Here is a 16,904-nt window from a genome sequence, read left to right as displayed (position 1 = left end):
AGGATAGAGTTATGTTAAAGAACAAAGTTGCTTTAGTGACAGGATCGACCAGTGGTATTGGATTGGCTATTGCAGAGTCTCTCGCTCAGGCTGGCTGCCACATAATGCTCAATGGTTTCGGTGAGCCGAGTGAAGTCGAGTCCTTACGCGAGGGCTTGTCGGCCAGGTACGGCGTAAACGTCTTCCATTGTCCGGCCGACGTGTCTCAGGCGTCAGAAGTGTCCATGATGGTAAAGACTGCTGAAGAGCTGTTGGGGGGAGTGGATATTTTAGTGAACAACGCCGGTATCCAACATGTGGCACCGGTAGAAAGTTTTCCCGCAGAGCGTTGGGACAGCATCATCGCGGTTAACTTGAGCAGTGTGTTCCACGGTATTCAGAATGTGTTGCCCGGTATGAAATCCCGAGGTTGGGGGCGCATCATCAATGTCGCCTCTATTCACGGACAGGTGGCGTCACCGTACAAAAGCGCTTACGTAGCGGCCAAGCACGGCGTGATCGGCTTGACCAAAACGGTGGCGCTGGAGACGGCCAAAAGCGGTATCACCTGCAATGCCATCTGCCCGGGTTATGTGCTGACGCCTCTGGTTGAGAACCAGATTGCCGATACCGCCAAAGCGCGTGGATTGAGCGAACAGCAGGTAATGGACGAGGTGCTGCTGGGTGCTCAACCCACGGGACGCTTTACCGATGTGGAAGATCTTGGCGCCATGGCGGTATTTCTCTGTGGTTCGGCGAGCCGAAATATCACGGGCAGTGTGCAGGTCATGGATGGGGGGTATACGGCTCAATAGGCTCTCACACACCCAAAAAGCACGGAATGGTCGTGAATTTGGCTGGATTGAGGTGCCAAAATGCCCTGTTGGCCTTGCCAGCTCTGGGGCGGAGCGACATTCAGGCTGGATGGGTGTTATACTGGCGCCGTTTTGAACAGCCAGAATGAGACCTACTTTGATCGGTAAACTATTCCGTAAAATCACCGGCGGGAACTCCGGTGCCAATTCTGGAGCCAGAAACGGCTCCGAAAAATCCGCAGCCAAGGCGAGCAACCGTCAGAAAACGGATGCGCCCAAAGGTGGCGGCAAGTCACCCGCCGGAGCCAAGCCTAATACTGGAGGTAAATCCTCCAACCGCGGGCAGAATGCTGCTAAAAAGTCGGGCGGCAAGTCTCAGCATCCGCACGGCGGCAAGCGCCACCATCAGCGCCAGAAAGAATCTCCCAAGGTTGAGCAGGCTCCGTGGACCCTGGATGAATTTAAAGTACCGCCTGTGGAAGGCAAAACCCGCTTTCACGATCTGGATCTGCCGCTGGAGTTGATGCACGGTATTGCTGATCTGGGTTTCGAGTACTGTTCCCCGATTCAGGCGCAATCCCTGCCTCTGACTCTCAATGGTCACGACATGGTGGGCAAGGCGCAAACCGGCACCGGTAAAACCGCTGCGTTTCTGGTTTCCACCATTGATGATCTGCTGAAGCACCCGGTTGAAGGCGAACGCTACGCGGGTGAGGCTCGTGCATTAATTATCGCACCGACTCGCGAGCTGGTAATCCAGATTGCTGACGATGCCAAGCTGCTGACCAAATACACCGATCTGAAAGTTCACACGCTGGTGGGTGGTATGGATTACGGCAAGCAGCAGCGTCACCTGCAGGAAGATCTGGTGGATATTCTGGTTGCCACTCCTGGTCGTCTGCTCGACTTCTGCGGCAATCAGGATGTGTATCTGGATCAGGTGGAAGTGCTGATCATTGATGAAGCCGACCGCATGCTGGACATGGGCTTTATTCCGCAAGTGAAACGTATTATTCGCCAGACGCCGAAAAAGACTCATCGTCAGACGCTGCTGTTCTCTGCGACGTTTACCGACGACGTACTCACTCTGGCGGATCAGTGGACAGAAGAACCCAAGCGCATCGAAATCGAACCCGAGAGCGTTGCCACGGATACCGTTACCCAGCATATCTTCCTTTCTTCCACGGAAGAGAAATACACGCTGTTGTACAACATTCTGAATCAGGATGATGTGGACAGCCTGATTGTGTTTGCCAACCGCCGTGATGAATGCCGGAAGTTGCATGAGAAACTGGAGCGTCACGGTTTCGCTGCGGGCTTGTTGTCTGGTGAGATTGCTCAAAATCGTCGTGTGAAAACGCTGGACGGTTTCAAATCAGGGAAGCTGAAAGTACTGGTGGCAACGGATGTGGCCGGTCGTGGTATTCATATCGATGGTATCAGCCACGTGGTGAACTTTACCCTGCCAGAAGAGCCGGAAGATTACATTCACCGTATTGGCCGTACCGGCCGTGCGGGTAAAACCGGTACCTCTATCAGCTTTGCCTGCGAAGATGATGCGTTCCGTTTGATGCCGATTCAGGAATTGGTGGGTGATCATTTAAAGTGCGAGCAGCCCCCTGAAGAGCTGTTGGCGGAAACTCCGGCCATGGCGCCGAGAAAGAAATCCGCTGAAGGCGATCGCGATGGCCGCTCGCGCAGCGGAGGCCAACATCGCAGTGGTGGTCGTAGTGGTGGTGGCGGTCAAAGCGGTGGTGGCGGTCGAAGCGGCGGCCGCAGTGGTGATGGTCGTCGACATTCTTCACCCCGCCGATAATCAGCCCTTTGTGAATAAAAAAAGCCGATGAGAACATCGGCTTTTTTTATGACTGTTTGTTATGCCTGTATTTTACAGGCATGGCTTGGTGGTCAGCGATCAGGTGTTTACGGTGGTTTTAAACGCATACCGACCCAGCGAGTCTTTAACCTTTTCAGCCCTGTCGCCGGACGACAGAGTTACCGTGACCCACTGGCCAAACTTTTTATCGGTTTGAACGTTCAATTCAGCGTTTTCGATGTTCAGCTGGGCCAGCTCTGCGCGAACCAGTTTTTCCACCACGTTATTGCGCAACTCCGGTTTAAAGACTTTGCCCACAGCGGTGCAGGGTAGAGTTTCAATAATAAAAATCTCCTTGGGGATAGCGGCCCGTTCGTGAATATGTTCCTGACCAAAGGCGAGTAGCTCTTCCTCTGTCGCAGTACAACCTTTTTTCAACTGGATGAAAGCCACGGGAAGCTCGCCGACGCGGGCGTCGGGTTTGCCAATGGCAGCGACATCAGCCACCGCTTCGTGTTTGAAGAAAGCTTCTTCAATCATTTGCGGATCAATGTTGTGACCGCCGCGAATGATGACATCTTTGCTGCGGCCGGTAAGCCAGAGGAAACCGTCTTCGTCCAGGCGTCCAAGGTCGCCGGTGTTAAACCAGCCGTCTTCTACCCACTGACCTTTGTTGTGTTCCGGCTGTTTGTAGCCGGAAAACACATTGGGGCCACTGATGGCGACGACGCCCGCTTCGTTGACGTCGCAGTCGCGTATAAATGCTCCGGTTTTTTCATCCACTTCGACGATCCGCAATCCCATATAGGGAAGACGACAGCCCACTGAACCGATACGGTGTTTATTAAAGCGCGGACTGACTGTCGTGACACAGGTGCCCTCGGTCTGGCCGTAGCCTTCAAACAGAGTGAGTCCGGTCTTGCGTTCAAATTGGTGGGCGAGTTCTGTTGCCAGAGGCGCGGCGCCGCAGATGGCGTATTTCAGAGACGATAAGTCATAGCCCTCGGTGGGGAAATTGAGCAGTCCGGTGAGAATGGTGGGCACGGCGCTGAAGGAGGTGACCTGATACTTTTCCACCAGCGCCCAGAAGTTCTCCATCAGTTGGGGATTGCGATAGCCCTGAGGGGTTCCCAGCAGGATGCCGGCACCGCCAATCCAGGCCGCCAGACTGGTAAATACCGCATTGACGTGAAACATCGGCAGACCAATCAGGGTGACATTGCCCGTTTCGATATGCAGTGAGGTATTCACCTGGAAAGCACAGGCGACTTCATTGGCGTGAGTGTGGGGCGCCAGCTTGGGCGTGCCGGTGGTGCCGCCCGTGTGAAAGTAGGAGGCGATGTCCCCGGCAGCGATTTGACGGCCACTGTCCAGTGAGCTGCCATCGTGTGAGGCTATCAATGCGTCAAAATCCCGAACTTCCACTGTTGAACCGTCGAGGCGTTGCAGGGGCTGCAGGTAGTCAGGGCGCTGTGAGCGTACGGCCGCTTGGGCTTCGGCTGGCAGTATCGGCGCCATATCCACGGTAATCACGGTGCGGAGGCTAGGCACGGTATCGATCACTGCCTGGGCCTTCTGCCACAGGTCGTTACCGGGCAGGGGCGCCAGTGTCACCAGTACCGAACAGTGGGTCTCATTGAGCAATGCCGCAATGTGTTCAGTTTCCAGCAGGGGATTGATGGGGTTGGCAATGCCCGCGGCTTCGCTTCCCCAGATGGTGAAGACCGTTTGAGGCAGGTTTGGCAGCATCATAGAGACGGTATCAGTGGATCCAATACCCAGTCCGTGCAGCGCGTTAGCGGTTTGGGTGACCTTTTCCAGCAGCTCTTCAAAGTTGTAGGTCTGGCTCTCTTCTTCTGGCGTGCCCTGTGCCAGAAACCGCAGTGCTGTCTGCTCACCAAAATACTCAGCAGCATTCTTTAACAGCGCGTAAGTGCTTTCTGGCAATGAGTAGTCGCTCCAGGGCGTGGTTTCCAGTTCTTGCAGAGCGTTCATGCCGGTCATTTCAAAGCGGGTCGGGAGATAGGGATTGCTCATGGTCTCTCTCTGGGTCATTTTCGTTGTTGATTGATGATGAGGTAGAGCGATTCCGGGAGCAAGGTGCATCTGGGCTAATCTATAGGAAAAAAGAACACTTCAATGACACGGTGATCGTTTAGGTCGGCCAAGTTAAGGGCTATTACTTCTCACTGTTCTGGCTAGAAAATCGGCTATACGGGGTGATTTCTTCGCCCTGTTTTGGTGATTTTTCCATCGCTATGCACCGGCGTGAAGCGTTTTCGATATAAAGATACAATCGGTTTACAAGCACTCTAATTTTCTCTAAAGACCGCCCACCTAACGCCGATAATTTGCCTGTTCTCAAATTAAATACGTTTATGCGGAGTGCCCCCGGCGGAGTACTCAGCGGTTGAATCGGGTGCGATCAGATGCGGTTGACGATCAAGAAAAAATTACTGGCAGTGTTGTTTATTCCCCTTGTGGCGGTGTGTCACTACTCTGTTATGAACGCGGTGGAAACTCTTCAGGTAGAAAAGGCTGCTGAAAGGACTTTGAAAGATGTGGCTTTGATCGGGGCGCTCAGGGAAGTATTAACCCACACTCAGGTCGAGCGTGGCTTATCGTCGGCAGTGCTAGCCGGTGCACCTTTGCAGGCCAAATTAAAAGCCCGGCGAACACTTCTCGATAATGCCCTTCAAGAGCTAAACCGTGTTGTTGGTGTTGAGACGAAAGTTGAGGCGAAAACGCAGGGGGGCAGTCATGAGTTGAATAGTATTAACCGTGTGTTGCAAGGTTATACGCTCTTGCCTTCCCTGAGAAAACCAGTGGACCAGGGTGTCTTTACCTCGGCTCAGGCGGTTATTCAATACACTCAACTGGCTCAGGAGGCGATTAATCATATTCGCTTGCTGTCCATGCGTGGTCATCAATCTGAAATGCAGACTCGACTGCTGTATCTGACGGCCATCATTGAGGCGCAAGAGGCATCCGGTATTGAGCGGGCGGTACTGTCAGAAGCGTTTGCGTCTGCTCAATATGGATTCAGCATTATATCCCGGCATGTGCCTTTAGTTTCTGAGCAGCAGCGAGCCCTGAACAGCGTTCAGCAAATGGACTACCCGCAGGGTGAATCAGTTGTCAGGGCGTTTGAAAGTTCAGAAGTAAACAAGGCGGTCACTCAAATTCAGTCGGCGTTGTTGCAGGATCGTGCCGATGTCAATTCGCTGGGACTCTCCGCGAATCAGTGGTTTGAATTGTCCACCAAGCGCATTAATTCTTTGGTTGATCTGGCGGCTTCGGCCTCAGAAGACGTGGCCGTGCTGGCACAGCAATTGGTGGAAGAGGCTCGATGGAACAAGACGTTGCAACTTCTATTGGCTGTATTGGTGGTTTTGGGAACTGCCGGTCTAGGCCTGCAGATTATCTGGCGGATCAATCGGCAGGTGGATAGCTTGGTGACCACGATTTCTTCAGTCGGCAACGATTTGAATCTGAGCTTGAGGGCAGAGCTGTATTCAAAGGATGAATTGGGTGAAATGGCGATAGCCTTAAACCAAACGTTGGACAAATTCTCGCAAGTGATCGATCAGGTGTCGCAAGTCAGTTTTCAGGTCTCGTCGTCCTCAGAAGAAACGTCGGTGATCAGCGCAAAAGCCTGCACCACGATTGAGGGACAACTGGCAGAGTCCGAACAGCTGGCGGCGGCTATACATGAAATGACGCAGACCATTCAGGAAATTGCCGGCAACACCAATGAGGCTCGTGAGTGTGCCAGTAATGCACAAACCAATGCTGATCAGGGGCAAGAAATCGTACAAAGTGTCATGGCAGTGATTGCAGAACTGGAGACGTCGGTGGATCACTCCGTGAAGGCCATTCATACGCTGGCTGAAGATACGGTGGGGATTACGTCGGTCATGGAAGTGATTCGTTCGGTGGCGGAACAAACAAACTTGTTAGCTCTCAATGCCGCTATTGAGGCTGCCAGGGCGGGAGAGCACGGTCGAGGCTTTGCGGTCGTCGCTGACGAAGTTCGCCATCTGGCTAAACAAACGCAGACCAGCACCGAAGAAATTAACCAGATTGTAGAAAGAGTGCAGTACGGAGCTGAGCAGGTCGTTGTGCGGATTCAGGAGAGCCAGACGCAGGCGCAAGATGCTGTCTCTCAGGTGAAGGTGGCGGGCGCGGCGCTTGAAACCATTGGGCATTCCAATCAGAGAGTGATGGACATGAACATTCAGGTGGCGACTGCTATCGAGCAGCAGAGCTGTGCGGCGGAGGAAATTAATCGCAATGTTTCCAATATGAATCAGTCTTTCCATGATGTGCGCGAAGGCTCTGAACAGGTGGCGCAAGCCAGCGTGGAGTTGGCAGAAATTTCTGGCCGGTTGAAATTATTGGTGGATGAGTTTTCGTTACAGGCTTCGTAGGAGCATTGTTTCAAGCACGCATCACTTCACAGATACTTTATAAAGACGCTGAATTTTCAGTCTGGCCTGTTGCTTGCTTGTGTTGTTAATCGTAACTATAAAGATACAAGAGAATAAATAACGATTAATAACATAAGGAGCAAAATACCATGAGGCGCATGGCGCTGACCTTGCTGCTGGTGTGGTTCTGCGGCAGCGTTGTCGCAGAGAGTGAACGTCTTGCCATCTCTTGTGGTGCACTGGGTGTAGAGCTTCAGTTATGTCAGCAGGGGGTCGACAGCTGGTCGAGCGAAACAGGTGTTCCGGTGAAGATCATTTCAACACCGAATTCGGCCTCCGAACGTTTTGCGCTGTATCAGCAAATTTTGGCTTCCCGTTCGTCGGATATCGACATTCTTCAAATCGATGTGGTCTGGCCGGGTACGCTGGCTCCACATTTAATCGACCTCTCCCGCTATATTGGCGAAAACACCACCCGCCAGTATTTCACAACGCTGATTACCAATAACACCATCGATGGCAGGTTGGTTGCGATGCCGTGGTTTACGGTGGCGGGTGTGCTCTATTACCGTAAAGACCTGTTAGAGCAATACGCCTATACGCCGCCGACCACTTGGCAACAGCTCACCCGCATTGCACGGCATATCCAAAACGCCGAGCGAGAGGCAGGACACTCTCGCATGCAGGGTTTTGTCTTTCAGGCCAAAGGGTATGAAGGCCTGACATGTGATGCTTTGGAGTGGGTCGACAGTTTTGGTGGTGGCACTCTGGTGAATCATCAGGGTGAAGTCACGATTGATAATCCGCAGGCTATTGCGGCGCTGGAGCTGGCTTCCAGCTGGATAGGTGACATTGCCCCCCAGGGAGTTTTGAATTACGACGAAGAGCAGAGTCGGGGAGTTTTTCAGTCCGGTAATGCCGTGTTTATGCGTAACTGGCCATACGCCTGGGCGTTGGGCAACGCCAAAGACAGTCCGGTCCGCGGTAAGATCGGCGTGATTGCATTGCCGCGCGGTGGAAAACTGGGGCATCACAGCGGTGTGTTGGGTGGTTGGCAGTTGGCGGTTTCTAAATACTCTAAATACCCGCAGCTTGCCGCTGACCTGGTGCAATATCTGACCAGCTACGCTGAGCAAAAACGTCGTGCCACTGCAGGCTCTTACAATCCGACCATCCCCGTACTGTATCAGGATGCGGATGTGCTGGCGGCAACCCCTTTTTTTGGCACGCTCTACGAATCTTTTGAGAATGCCGTGGCTCGTCCGTCTCGCATTACCGGTGATCAGTACGCACGTGTCAGTGCAGAATTCTACTATGCCGTTCACGATGTGCTCGCGGGAAAAAAGTCCGCCGCGGTAGCCTTGCCTCAATTACAGCGCAAGCTGGAAAGGCTTTCCCGTGACGGTCAATGGTGACGAAGTTAAGATGGCGATAAGCAAACAGGAGAAAAGTCCAACATCGAGACTGACCCGTCAGCGGGTTCGCTGGGCATGGATATTTTTAGCGCCCATGTTGATAGTGCTGGCGCTGGTGGCGGGGTGGCCGCTGGTCAAAACCATCGCCTTGGGTTTTACCGATGCCAGTCTGATTGATCCCGACTCTGCGAAGTTTATAGGGTTTGATAATTTCACCTATCTGTTACAGGACGCCTACTGGTGGTCGTCGGTCTGGAATACTATTGTCTTCGCCGTTGTGTCGGTCTCTTTGGAGACGGTGCTGGGATTGATTATCGCGCTAGCTCTACATGCGAACTTCCCGGGGCGAGGCGGATTCCGTGCTGCCATTTTAATTCCCTGGGCCATACCCACGGTGGTATCCGCGCAAATGTGGAACTGGATGTATAACGATGTCTTTGGGGTGATCAATCATCTGTTGTTGTTTCTGGGGCTGATTGAGCAACCGGTGGCCTGGACGGCTTCGCCGGAAACGGCGCTGTTGTCGATTATTTTGGTGGATGTGTGGAAGACCACACCGTTTATGGCCTTGTTGCTTTTGGCCGCGCTGCAGATGCTGCCTCAGGAGTCTTATGAGTCTGCCCGCATTGACGGAGTTCATCCGCTAAAAGTGTTCTTTCGTATTACTCTGCCTCTGCTGAAGCCCACGTTGATGGTTGCCATCATTTTTCGGTTGCTGGACGCGCTGCGAGTTTTTGATCTGGTTTATGTAATGAGTGGCAATAACCACAACACCATGTCCATGTCGGTATACGCCCGCCAACAATTGATTGATTTTGGAGGGTTAGGTTTCGGCTCGGCGGCATCGACACTGATATTTCTGATTATTGCGATGTTTACGATCATCTATTTATCCATCGCCCGCGTCGGCAGGGAGTCCTGATATGTGGAATAAAAAGATCAGGCGCTGGTTGGGTAAAGGTGCTTTTTGTGTCTTGCTAATGGCCATTATTTTTTACACGGTGTTTCCATTTTACTGGGCTATTGTATCCTCCCTGAAGTCGGGAGCCACTTTGTTTCAGGTGGACTTTTGGCCGCGGGATCCCTACTGGGATAACTACGTAGCTGTGTTCCGAGAGCAACCTTTTGGGCGCAATATACTTAATTCATTATTTGTCTCAGTATCGACAGTGATGATTTCCCTGGCCTTGGCGTTGGCGGCAGCCTATGCGATTGGCCGCATTCAGTTTCGCGGGCGCATGCTGTTACTGTTTGTCATTCTGGGTGTGTCGATGTTTCCACAGGTGGCGGTTTTGTCCGGGATGTTTGAGCTGATTAACTCGCTGGGGCTGTATAACAACCTGTGGGCGCTGTCATTGTCTTACATGATTTTCACTTTGCCTTTCACAGTGTGGGTGTTGACCACATTTATGCGTGAACTGCCTAAAGAGCTGGAAGAGGCCGCTATTGTTGATGGTGCATCGCCGTTGGCAATTGTATGGCATGTGTTTATGCCACTGATGGGGCCTGCGCTGGTGACCACCGGTTTATTGGCTTTTATCGCAGCCTGGAATGAGTTTCTGTTCGCGTTGACCTTCACCCTTACCAGTGAAATGCGCACGGTGCCTGTAGCGATTGCTCTGATTTCGGGTGCCAGTGCTTATGAACTGCCCTGGGGGAATATTATGGCTGCGTCGGTTGTTGTTACCGTACCTCTGATCGTGTTGGTGCTGATCTTTCAGAGACGCATTGTTTCCGGACTGACCGCGGGCTCGGTAAAAGGTTAATTTTTCCGTTTTAACCTCTAAATCATCAATAGGAGTTTTTGGAAAATGGCTGCGATTTCCATGCAGGCTATTCGTAAAGATTTTGGCAAAACCGAGGTGATCCAGGGTGTCGATTTTGATATTCAGGATGGTGAATTTACGGTGTTTGTCGGTCCGTCCGGTTGTGGAAAGTCCACGCTGTTGCGATTGATTTCCGGGTTGGAAGAGGTTTCATCCGGTTGTATTTATTTTGATGATATCGACGTAACGGATCTGGCTCCCGCCGAACGTGCTGTTGCAATGGTGTTTCAGTCCTATGCGTTATACCCGCATATGAACGTTTACGACAATATGGCGTTTGGCTTGAAACTGGCAAAGGCGGATAAACGTACCATTTCAGAGCGTGTCCGTGCGGCTGCAGCTACTCTGCAAATAGATCATCTTCTGGAGCGTAAACCCAAAGAGCTTTCCGGAGGTCAGCGTCAGCGTGTTGCTATTGGCCGCGCGATTGTACGCCAGCCCAAAGTGTTTCTGTTTGATGAGCCACTGTCCAATCTGGATGCTGCGCTGCGGGTTCAGACGCGGCTCGAACTTAAACGACTGCACCATGAACTGGGGACAACCATGATCTATGTGACGCATGATCAGGTTGAAGCAATGACCCTGGCCGATCGAATTGTTGTTTTGAATGGTGGAAAGATGGAGCAGGTAGGCTCACCGCTGGAGTTGTATCAGACGCCTTGCAATGAATTCGTCGCCGGTTTTATCGGTTCGCCGAAGATGAATTTTCTGAAAGCTACAGTGCTTGAAACAAACGGTAAGCGGCTTGTTCTCAATGTGGGCCATAAGCAGGTTGTTGAGGCTGAGGTGTCCGACTCAGCGTCTGTGGACGTTAACGATTGTGTCACCCTGGGCTTGCGGCCGGAGCACATTACCGTGGCAGTTAATGAGGGGCAAATGAAGGGTGAGGTGTTCGCGGTTGAACATCTGGGGTCAGAGGCCTATGTGTATATTCGCCATGAAGCCTTTGGGTCGTTGGTGTTTAAAGCAGAAGGGGATACCACTTTGGATGTAGGGCAGAGTGTTTCCGTGGCGGTATTGCCGGAAATGTGCTATTTATTTGATCAGGCCGGTAGGGCTTTGTGAGCACACATAATGGCATCAACATGAAGGCTTTAAGCGTCATTTTATGCAGAGTTTTCCAAAGTACAATTTATAAGAAAACAACCCGACCTTGGTCTAATGCCTCATAGCTTGATGTGAACTAATAAGTTCTCGAAACTGCACGACCTTCTCTCGCCGGAATAATAATGGTGGTCAGCATGTTGGTTTTCTTTGTCTGCATTGGCTTGTTAATACTGGCTTACAAATTTTACAGTCCCTTTGTCGAGCGTCAGGCAGGCATCGATCCTGAAGCTTTAACACCTCAGCAGAAATTCGAAGACGGTGTTGACTACGTTCCTGTTCACCCAGTTAAAGCGTTTTTAATTCAATTTTTGAATATTGCGGGTGTGGGTCCGATTTTCGGTCCGATACTCGGTGCGCTTTATGGTCCCGTTGCTCTGGTGTGGATTGTTCTGGGTAATGTAATTGGTGGATCTGTTCACGATTATTTTTCCGGTGTGCTAAGCGTTAAGGAAGACGGCAAGAGCATGCCTGAAATTGCCGGACATTATTTTAATATCTATTTCAAAGGCATCATGCTGTTGTTTACCGCCATGCTGCTGTTCTTCGTCGGTGTTGTGTTCACCATGAGTCCTGCAGGGTTGTTGAGCAATCTGGATCTCTTCGAGGGCACAGTGTTAAGTGAGAACGCCTTTTGGGTCTGGGTTATTTTAGGCTATTACTTTCTGGCCACTCTGCTGCCCGTGGATAAAATCATTACCAAACTGTACCCGTTGTTCGGTTTGTTGATGGTTGTGATGACGGTTTCTATTGGTACCGCGTTGTTATTACATGCACCGCAGATGCCGGAAATGGCAAACATCTTTTCCTATTTTGATCACAGTCATCTTCATCATGAATTACTGAAGCCCAATCCGGATGGTCTGCCAATATGGCCATTGCTGTTTGTGACGATCACCTGTGGCGCGATCAGCGGTTTCCACTCAACTCAGGCGCCAATCATGGCGCGCTGTCTGACCAGTGAGAAATACATTCGCCCGGTCTATTACGGCGCGATGATTTCAGAGGGATTGGTTGCCTGCGTATGGGCAACGGCAGGTATCACGGCATTTCCCGGAGGCTACGTCGAATTAAAAGCGCTGCTGGATCAGGGTGGGCCCGGCTTGGTGGTTAATCAGGTGGCTTCGACGTATTTGGGCGTTGCCGGCGGGATTATGGCGGTGATTGCGGTAGCGATTTTCCCCATCACTTCGGGTGATACGGCCTTCCGGTCTTTGCGCCTCACGATAATAGATGCGTTCAATATTCACCAAAGTGTGCGCAACAGACTGCTGGTGGCATTCCCGATTCTGGTGATCGCGTACTTTATGACAAAGATCGACTTCTCATTGATCTGGCGATACTTCGCGTTCTCCAACATGTTGCTGTCTACGAGTGTTCTTTGGTTGGCGACCAAGTATTTGTTCGATCGTGGGGCTTTTCACTGGATTGTCAGTCTGCCCGCCATTGTCGGTACCTGTGTCACGGTTTCCTATATTGTAACCGCAGGTATTGGACTCGGATTTCCTCAGTCTTATGCTGACCCTGTGGGCGTTGTGGTGGGCATGCTTGCGCTGGTTGGTTTGATCGTCGTGCACAAGAGGGTACAGCTTGCCGCCAGGATTTAGGCGGCAGGGTTTAGAAGACCGGGTTTAGGAGGCCGGGTGCAGCAGCCGATGGATGTAGCCGATTTTTTCTTTGACGGTGTCTGTCAGAATAAAGGGATACAGATCTTGCAGCCCCATGCTGCGGTTGAGGCTGTTCAGGGCGATGCTAAGAGTGGCTGTCGTTTGCAGCAATGCGTTGATGTCGGTTTCTAGGTAGGGGTCGGTGCTAATCTGACAGGTCAGAAACGGCTGATGTGCAGGGGTTGGTGGCGCAGTGCTCAGCCCCACACTGTAAGCGGTTTCCAGCATGTCCATGATGTGCAGATAATGCGCCCAGGTTTCGGCCCAATCCTCCCAGGGGTGTGATGTGGCGTAGGCGCTGATGTAGTGCTGGCGCCAGTTCGGAGGTGAACCCTGATTGTAGTGGTTGTTCAGTGCCTCGCTGTAGTTAAGCTGCTCATCGCCAAACAGTGTGCGAAAGCTCTGCAGCTGTTGTTGATCCGGCGCGATCAGCAGATCCCAGTAGTAATGCCCTATCTCATGTCTCAGGTGGCCCAGCAGTCTTCGGTAGCGTTCGTTCATGGCGCCCAGGTATTCTTCCCGTTTGGCCGGGTCTGCTTCGTCCAGCGTAACGGTGATCTGCCCCTGGCTGTGCCCGGTCATCTGAGCGGCACCGGCCGGTATGGCTTTTTCTGTGTCGATAAAATCGAATGCGATACCTTTTTTAGGGCGTGTTTGCTTGCTGTGAATAGGTAGCCCGAGCCTGAGCAAACTGTAGACGAGGCGGTGTTTGGCAAATTCCAGTTCTCGCCAACCTTCATGGTCGTCTTCATTGCCCAGATTGGGAATATAGCGGTTGAGCTCGCAGGCAAGGCACAAACCCGTTGAGGAGTCATCGTTGATCAGCCAGTTGCAGGCGTTGTGCTGGTGATTGGCGCAGTAGCGCCATGAGATCTTTGAGTCAGCTTGTTCTGAGGTAAATGATTGTTCCTGCTCAGATGCAAATGCATGCATTTTCAGTTCGTCAGGAATAAAACCGAGAGAGGCGCCGCAACTTTCACATGCGGTATTCTCGAAAAATACGATGTGATTGCAGAGGCTGCAATTGAACAGTTTCACAGGTCAAACTCCTGTTCAATTAAGTGATCCGTGATCAGGCCGGGGCTTCGATCAGTGCCACCCACGGAGAGAGAATGTTGAGCTGGTCGGCGACCAGCTTCAGACATACCAGCAATGGGACGGCCAGTAGGACTCCCACGGCGCCCCATAACCAACCCCACAGTATAAGCCATAAAATCAGCATCAATGGGTTGAGGCGCATATGTCTGCCCAATACCAGAGGAGTGATAAATTGGGCTTCCAGCAGGTTGATAGAAAAGTAAATAGCGGCCGGAAGCAGGGCGTCCCAGCCGACCCCGTACTGAACTGTACCGGCAATGCTTAGAATGCAGACGCTGATCAGTGGGCCGACATAGGGTGCAAAATTCAGCAGCCCTACCAGAGCACCCCACAGCAAGGCGTCGTCAAAATCCATAAGCCAGAGCGTCAGCGCAGTGACCATGCCGAGTCCGGTGTTGATCAGGCTTACGGTAAGAATGTATCGGGACAGCTCACGTTGAATTTTATCCACGAGGTTGGCGGCGTATTGTTTGTCTTTGACTTGAGGCAGCACTTCTGTGGCCTGATGGTAGAGGTGAGGGCCAAAGATCATGAGAAACAACGTCATGATCAGGAATGTCAGAAATTGAGCAATCACCAGAGGGGTGGCACTCAAAGCGGAAATCAGAACTTCAAGGCTGCCTTGCGTCAATCGTTGGGACAGCGGGTTGTCGTCTGACGGGGGCGGAGCTTCTTCTTCACTGCTGAAGAAACTGAAAAAGCCCTTTTCTTTGGCGGCTGGTTTCGCTTTTTGGCTTACAGAATCGTTCAGATTGTTCAGTTCCTGGGTCAACTGATTGGACAGCTCTGGCAGGCGAGAGGCCCACTTCTGTGCGGGTTCTGCCAATTCAATGCCCAATAGAGTGAATGGGCCGCCAATGGCTGCAAGTAACACAATGGCTGAAAAGGTGCGTGGCACGAAGTAGTGTTTGAGGACTCTGACCAGGGGACTGAGAAGCAGTGCAAACAAAAGTGCGACAACGAGAGGCATCAGCAGAGTTTTGGCGAAATAAAGTGTGTACATTAGCGCCAAACCGAGCAGCCAGTAGAGAGCGGTTGTCCTGGGTGTGATGGTTTTTGGTGCGCCAGAATCCGTGTTTGTTGGTCGGTCTGTGTTTATGGAACGAGGAGAATCTTCCCCTGCCGTCATTCGCTGGTTGTGCCCATCCATTGCGTGATTACCGTCTGTATCAGAGGTTGTACTTTAAACCCCATGGCGCTGATTGTGTAGGCACTGCTCAATCCCAGGCGTCCAGCGATTAACCCGGCAGCAAGGCCAGTGGCTACAAGTAGCCAGGGATTCAGGTTGTCCAAGGCTTGTAATGAGCTATCTCTGCTCTCGCGGAAGGGCGCAAGCAGGTCATTGAGTTGTTGATCCTGTTTTTGGATTTTACGTATCAGGCGTGCGCGCTTCATTGTGATCTGCTTCTCGTGTGGAAGTGTCGCCTCTAGATGCGTCGCCCATAAACGCTTGCAGGTGCTCGCGTGTCAGTGGCAGAGACAGACTGCGTTTATAACGCCGCCACAGCCCTCTCATCAGCAATAGGACGCCAAGCTGCAGTATTAGAAAGCCGAGCAGGCCCAAGGCGACAGAATTCCAGTAATCACCTATCAACCAGGCAATCAGGCAGGCGAAGCCAAACCACGCCAGAAAGAGGATCGGTAGCGCCAATATCAGCAAGAACAGCATGCGTCTGGCATCGGTCAGAGCAAGCTGAAGTTCCAGAGTAAACAATTCGGCTAACTTGGAGCCTGCCGTGGTGGCTTGCTGTATCCAATCTGACCAAGTATCAGCGGCCCCGGCGAGTCCCTGGGGGGGCTCTGTTGTCTCCTGTTCTTGCGGAGTGCTCAGCAGGTCTTCTGCATCGCGGTTCTCTGTCATTTATGACTTCTTGAATTGTCTGTATTGAACAAGGCTATAGGGCTGTATAGAGCAAGGCTGTAAGGCTATGTATGTTGAACAAGGAGTTATTTTCGCGAGAACAGCTGTGAAATGATGAAGCCAGCGGCAAATGCGATACCCAATGTGGCAAGAGGCTTTTCTCGCATATAGGCGTCGGCTTGTGTGCTCAGTTCGCCGGCCTTCTCGCGTCCTTTCGTCAGATGCTCAACGGCGTCGTGCTTCAAATCCATGCCTGCCGCTTCGGCCGCTTTACGAAAGTGACCCTTAGCTTCCATGAGCTTGTCGTAGGCCTCTATAACCGATTCCTTACTGGCAGTCAGTTCGTCGTTTTTTTTCTCCGCAGTGGGCATATTAACACTCCTGAATTGGATGTTTGCGTATTGGGTAAGTCATTTTGATAGCTTCAGCCTAGTTGATCAGGCGGTTTTTTCCAAGTGATTACATCCCCGTTCTGTTTGTGAGGCACGTTGAGTAGCGGAAAACCCTTTAGTTGCTTCACCTGAAGAAATCTGAATTGAAAATGTCGCATAAATACACATTTCTTGAAATATTGAACTTTCAGATTAATAATGAGTATCTTCGGTTTGATTGTTACTGGGGTGTGTTCAGTGGGGCCTGGCCAAAGCTTGATAGATCATGAATAAAGCGCTGTCCAGCCATCAAAACTAACAGTTTACATGTTGAGAAAATAGAAGTTTAAATAATAAGCAATTACGGGTTGTGATCGGTAGATGTTTTAAGCATCTGGTCAGCAATTCAATTAGAAGTGATCTCTGACTTCATTCTCAGCGTACATATCAATGACAGAAAAATAAATGTTACCTTCCGCCTCGTAGGTATCTTCCCCAGAAGGCTGATTGGCCCGTTGTTCT

14 protein-coding genes are annotated in these 16,904 nt (G+C 51.6%); 8 read left to right on the top strand and 6 right to left on the bottom strand.

What is annotated here, in order from left to right:
• The first annotated feature begins 11 nt into the window (after positions 1-11).
• Positions 12-794, top strand: a complete 783-nt coding sequence (locus ACTG33_RS01975; protein ID WP_439133497.1) for a 3-hydroxybutyrate dehydrogenase — start codon at positions 12-14, stop codon at positions 792-794.
• A gap of 157 nt (positions 795-951) precedes the next feature.
• Complete coding sequence (gene rhlB, locus ACTG33_RS01970; RefSeq protein ID WP_439133496.1) at positions 952-2,610, top strand: ATP-dependent RNA helicase RhlB; 1,659 nt, start codon at positions 952-954, stop codon at positions 2,608-2,610.
• Positions 2,611-2,709: 99 nt separating this feature from the next.
• Here rhlB and ACTG33_RS01965 read toward each other — a convergent pair whose 3' ends face one another.
• Positions 2,710-4,647 (bottom strand): acyl-CoA synthetase, encoded by a 1,938-nt coding sequence (locus tag ACTG33_RS01965; protein WP_439133495.1) that lies wholly within the window; start codon positions 4,645-4,647, stop codon positions 2,710-2,712.
• A 392-nt stretch (positions 4,648-5,039) separates the two neighbouring features.
• On the opposite strand from ACTG33_RS01965, the gene ACTG33_RS01960 reads away from it, so the two are divergent.
• The 6 genes from ACTG33_RS01960 to ACTG33_RS01935 all read left to right on the top strand — a co-directional run bounded on the left by ACTG33_RS01960 (position 5,040) and on the right by ACTG33_RS01935 (position 12,992).
• Positions 5,040-7,040: a methyl-accepting chemotaxis protein gene (locus ACTG33_RS01960; RefSeq protein ID WP_439133494.1), complete on the top strand. Its 2,001-nt coding sequence runs from the start codon at positions 5,040-5,042 to the stop codon at positions 7,038-7,040.
• A 149-nt stretch (positions 7,041-7,189) separates the two neighbouring features.
• Positions 7,190-8,455 (top strand): ABC transporter substrate-binding protein, encoded by a 1,266-nt coding sequence (locus tag ACTG33_RS01955; protein ID WP_439133493.1) that lies wholly within the window; start codon positions 7,190-7,192, stop codon positions 8,453-8,455.
• Positions 8,439-9,377, top strand: a complete 939-nt coding sequence (locus tag ACTG33_RS01950) for a carbohydrate ABC transporter permease (protein ID WP_439133492.1) — start codon at positions 8,439-8,441, stop codon at positions 9,375-9,377. Before ACTG33_RS01955 ends, ACTG33_RS01950 begins: the two co-directional genes overlap by 17 nt.
• A gap of 1 nt (position 9,378) precedes the next feature.
• Positions 9,379-10,221, top strand: a complete 843-nt coding sequence (locus tag ACTG33_RS01945; RefSeq protein ID WP_439133491.1) for a carbohydrate ABC transporter permease — start codon at positions 9,379-9,381, stop codon at positions 10,219-10,221.
• Between the two features lie 45 nt (positions 10,222-10,266).
• Positions 10,267-11,346, top strand: coding sequence for an ABC transporter ATP-binding protein (locus ACTG33_RS01940; RefSeq protein WP_439133490.1), 1,080 nt, complete (start codon positions 10,267-10,269; stop codon positions 11,344-11,346).
• Positions 11,347-11,522: 176 nt separating this feature from the next.
• The gene (locus tag ACTG33_RS01935) at positions 11,523-12,992 is read left to right on the top strand and encodes a carbon starvation CstA family protein (protein WP_439133489.1); all 1,470 of its coding nucleotides are present in this window, start codon (positions 11,523-11,525) and stop codon (positions 12,990-12,992) included.
• Between the two features lie 24 nt (positions 12,993-13,016).
• On the opposite strand, the gene ACTG33_RS01930 is transcribed toward ACTG33_RS01935, so the two are convergent.
• The 5 genes from ACTG33_RS01930 to ACTG33_RS01910 form a co-directional block, all read right to left on the bottom strand.
• Positions 13,017-14,090 (bottom strand): zinc-binding metallopeptidase family protein, encoded by a 1,074-nt coding sequence (locus tag ACTG33_RS01930; RefSeq protein WP_439133488.1) that lies wholly within the window; start codon positions 14,088-14,090, stop codon positions 13,017-13,019.
• A 34-nt stretch (positions 14,091-14,124) separates the two neighbouring features.
• On the bottom strand, positions 14,125-15,153 hold the full coding sequence (locus ACTG33_RS01925) for an AI-2E family transporter (protein ID WP_439133487.1): 1,029 nt from the start codon (positions 15,151-15,153) through the stop codon (positions 14,125-14,127).
• Positions 15,154-15,275: 122 nt separating this feature from the next.
• Complete coding sequence (locus ACTG33_RS01920) at positions 15,276-15,545, bottom strand: hypothetical protein (protein ID WP_439133486.1); 270 nt, start codon at positions 15,543-15,545, stop codon at positions 15,276-15,278.
• Positions 15,520-16,011 carry a hypothetical protein gene (locus ACTG33_RS01915; RefSeq protein ID WP_439133485.1) on the bottom strand — a complete coding sequence of 164 codons (492 nt, stop codon included), beginning with the start codon at positions 16,009-16,011 and terminating at the stop codon, positions 15,520-15,522. The genes ACTG33_RS01920 and ACTG33_RS01915 overlap by 26 nt, the downstream gene beginning before the upstream one ends.
• An 86-nt stretch (positions 16,012-16,097) precedes the next feature.
• Positions 16,098-16,382 carry a hypothetical protein gene (locus ACTG33_RS01910; protein ID WP_439133484.1) on the bottom strand — a complete coding sequence of 95 codons (285 nt, stop codon included), beginning with the start codon at positions 16,380-16,382 and terminating at the stop codon, positions 16,098-16,100.
• Between the last annotated feature and the right edge of the window lie 522 nt (positions 16,383-16,904).

It is taken from the genome of Pseudomaricurvus sp. (assembly GCF_965662505.1).
Taxonomy (GTDB): Bacteria; Pseudomonadota; Gammaproteobacteria; order Pseudomonadales; family Cellvibrionaceae; genus Pseudomaricurvus.
The sequence above is the reverse complement of the archived record's forward strand: the minus strand, read 5'-3'. Positions and strand labels throughout refer to the sequence as shown.

Bases quoted from the DNA above. Each gene is read 5' to 3' on its own strand.
- ACTG33_RS01975 (WP_439133497.1), top strand. From the start codon at position 12: ATGTTAAAGAACAAAGTTGCTTTAGTGACAGGATCGACCAGTGGTATT.
- ACTG33_RS01965 (WP_439133495.1), bottom strand. From the start codon at position 4,647: ATGAGCAATCCCTATCTCCCGACCCGCTTTGAAATGACCGGCATGAAC.
- ACTG33_RS01960 (WP_439133494.1), top strand. From the start codon at position 5,040: ATGCGGTTGACGATCAAGAAAAAATTACTGGCAGTGTTGTTTATTCCC.
- ACTG33_RS01955 (WP_439133493.1), top strand. From the start codon at position 7,190: ATGAGGCGCATGGCGCTGACCTTGCTGCTGGTGTGGTTCTGCGGCAGC.
- ACTG33_RS01945 (WP_439133491.1), top strand. From the start codon at position 9,379: ATGTGGAATAAAAAGATCAGGCGCTGGTTGGGTAAAGGTGCTTTTTGT.
- ACTG33_RS01940 (WP_439133490.1), top strand. From the start codon at position 10,267: ATGGCTGCGATTTCCATGCAGGCTATTCGTAAAGATTTTGGCAAAACC.
- ACTG33_RS01935 (WP_439133489.1), top strand. From the start codon at position 11,523: ATGTTGGTTTTCTTTGTCTGCATTGGCTTGTTAATACTGGCTTACAAA.
- ACTG33_RS01925 (WP_439133487.1), bottom strand. From the start codon at position 15,153: ATGTACACACTTTATTTCGCCAAAACTCTGCTGATGCCTCTCGTTGTC.
- ACTG33_RS01920 (WP_439133486.1), bottom strand. From the start codon at position 15,545: ATGAAGCGCGCACGCCTGATACGTAAAATCCAAAAACAGGATCAACAA.
- ACTG33_RS01915 (WP_439133485.1), bottom strand. From the start codon at position 16,011: ATGACAGAGAACCGCGATGCAGAAGACCTGCTGAGCACTCCGCAAGAA.
- ACTG33_RS01910 (WP_439133484.1), bottom strand. From the start codon at position 16,382: ATGCCCACTGCGGAGAAAAAAAACGACGAACTGACTGCCAGTAAGGAA.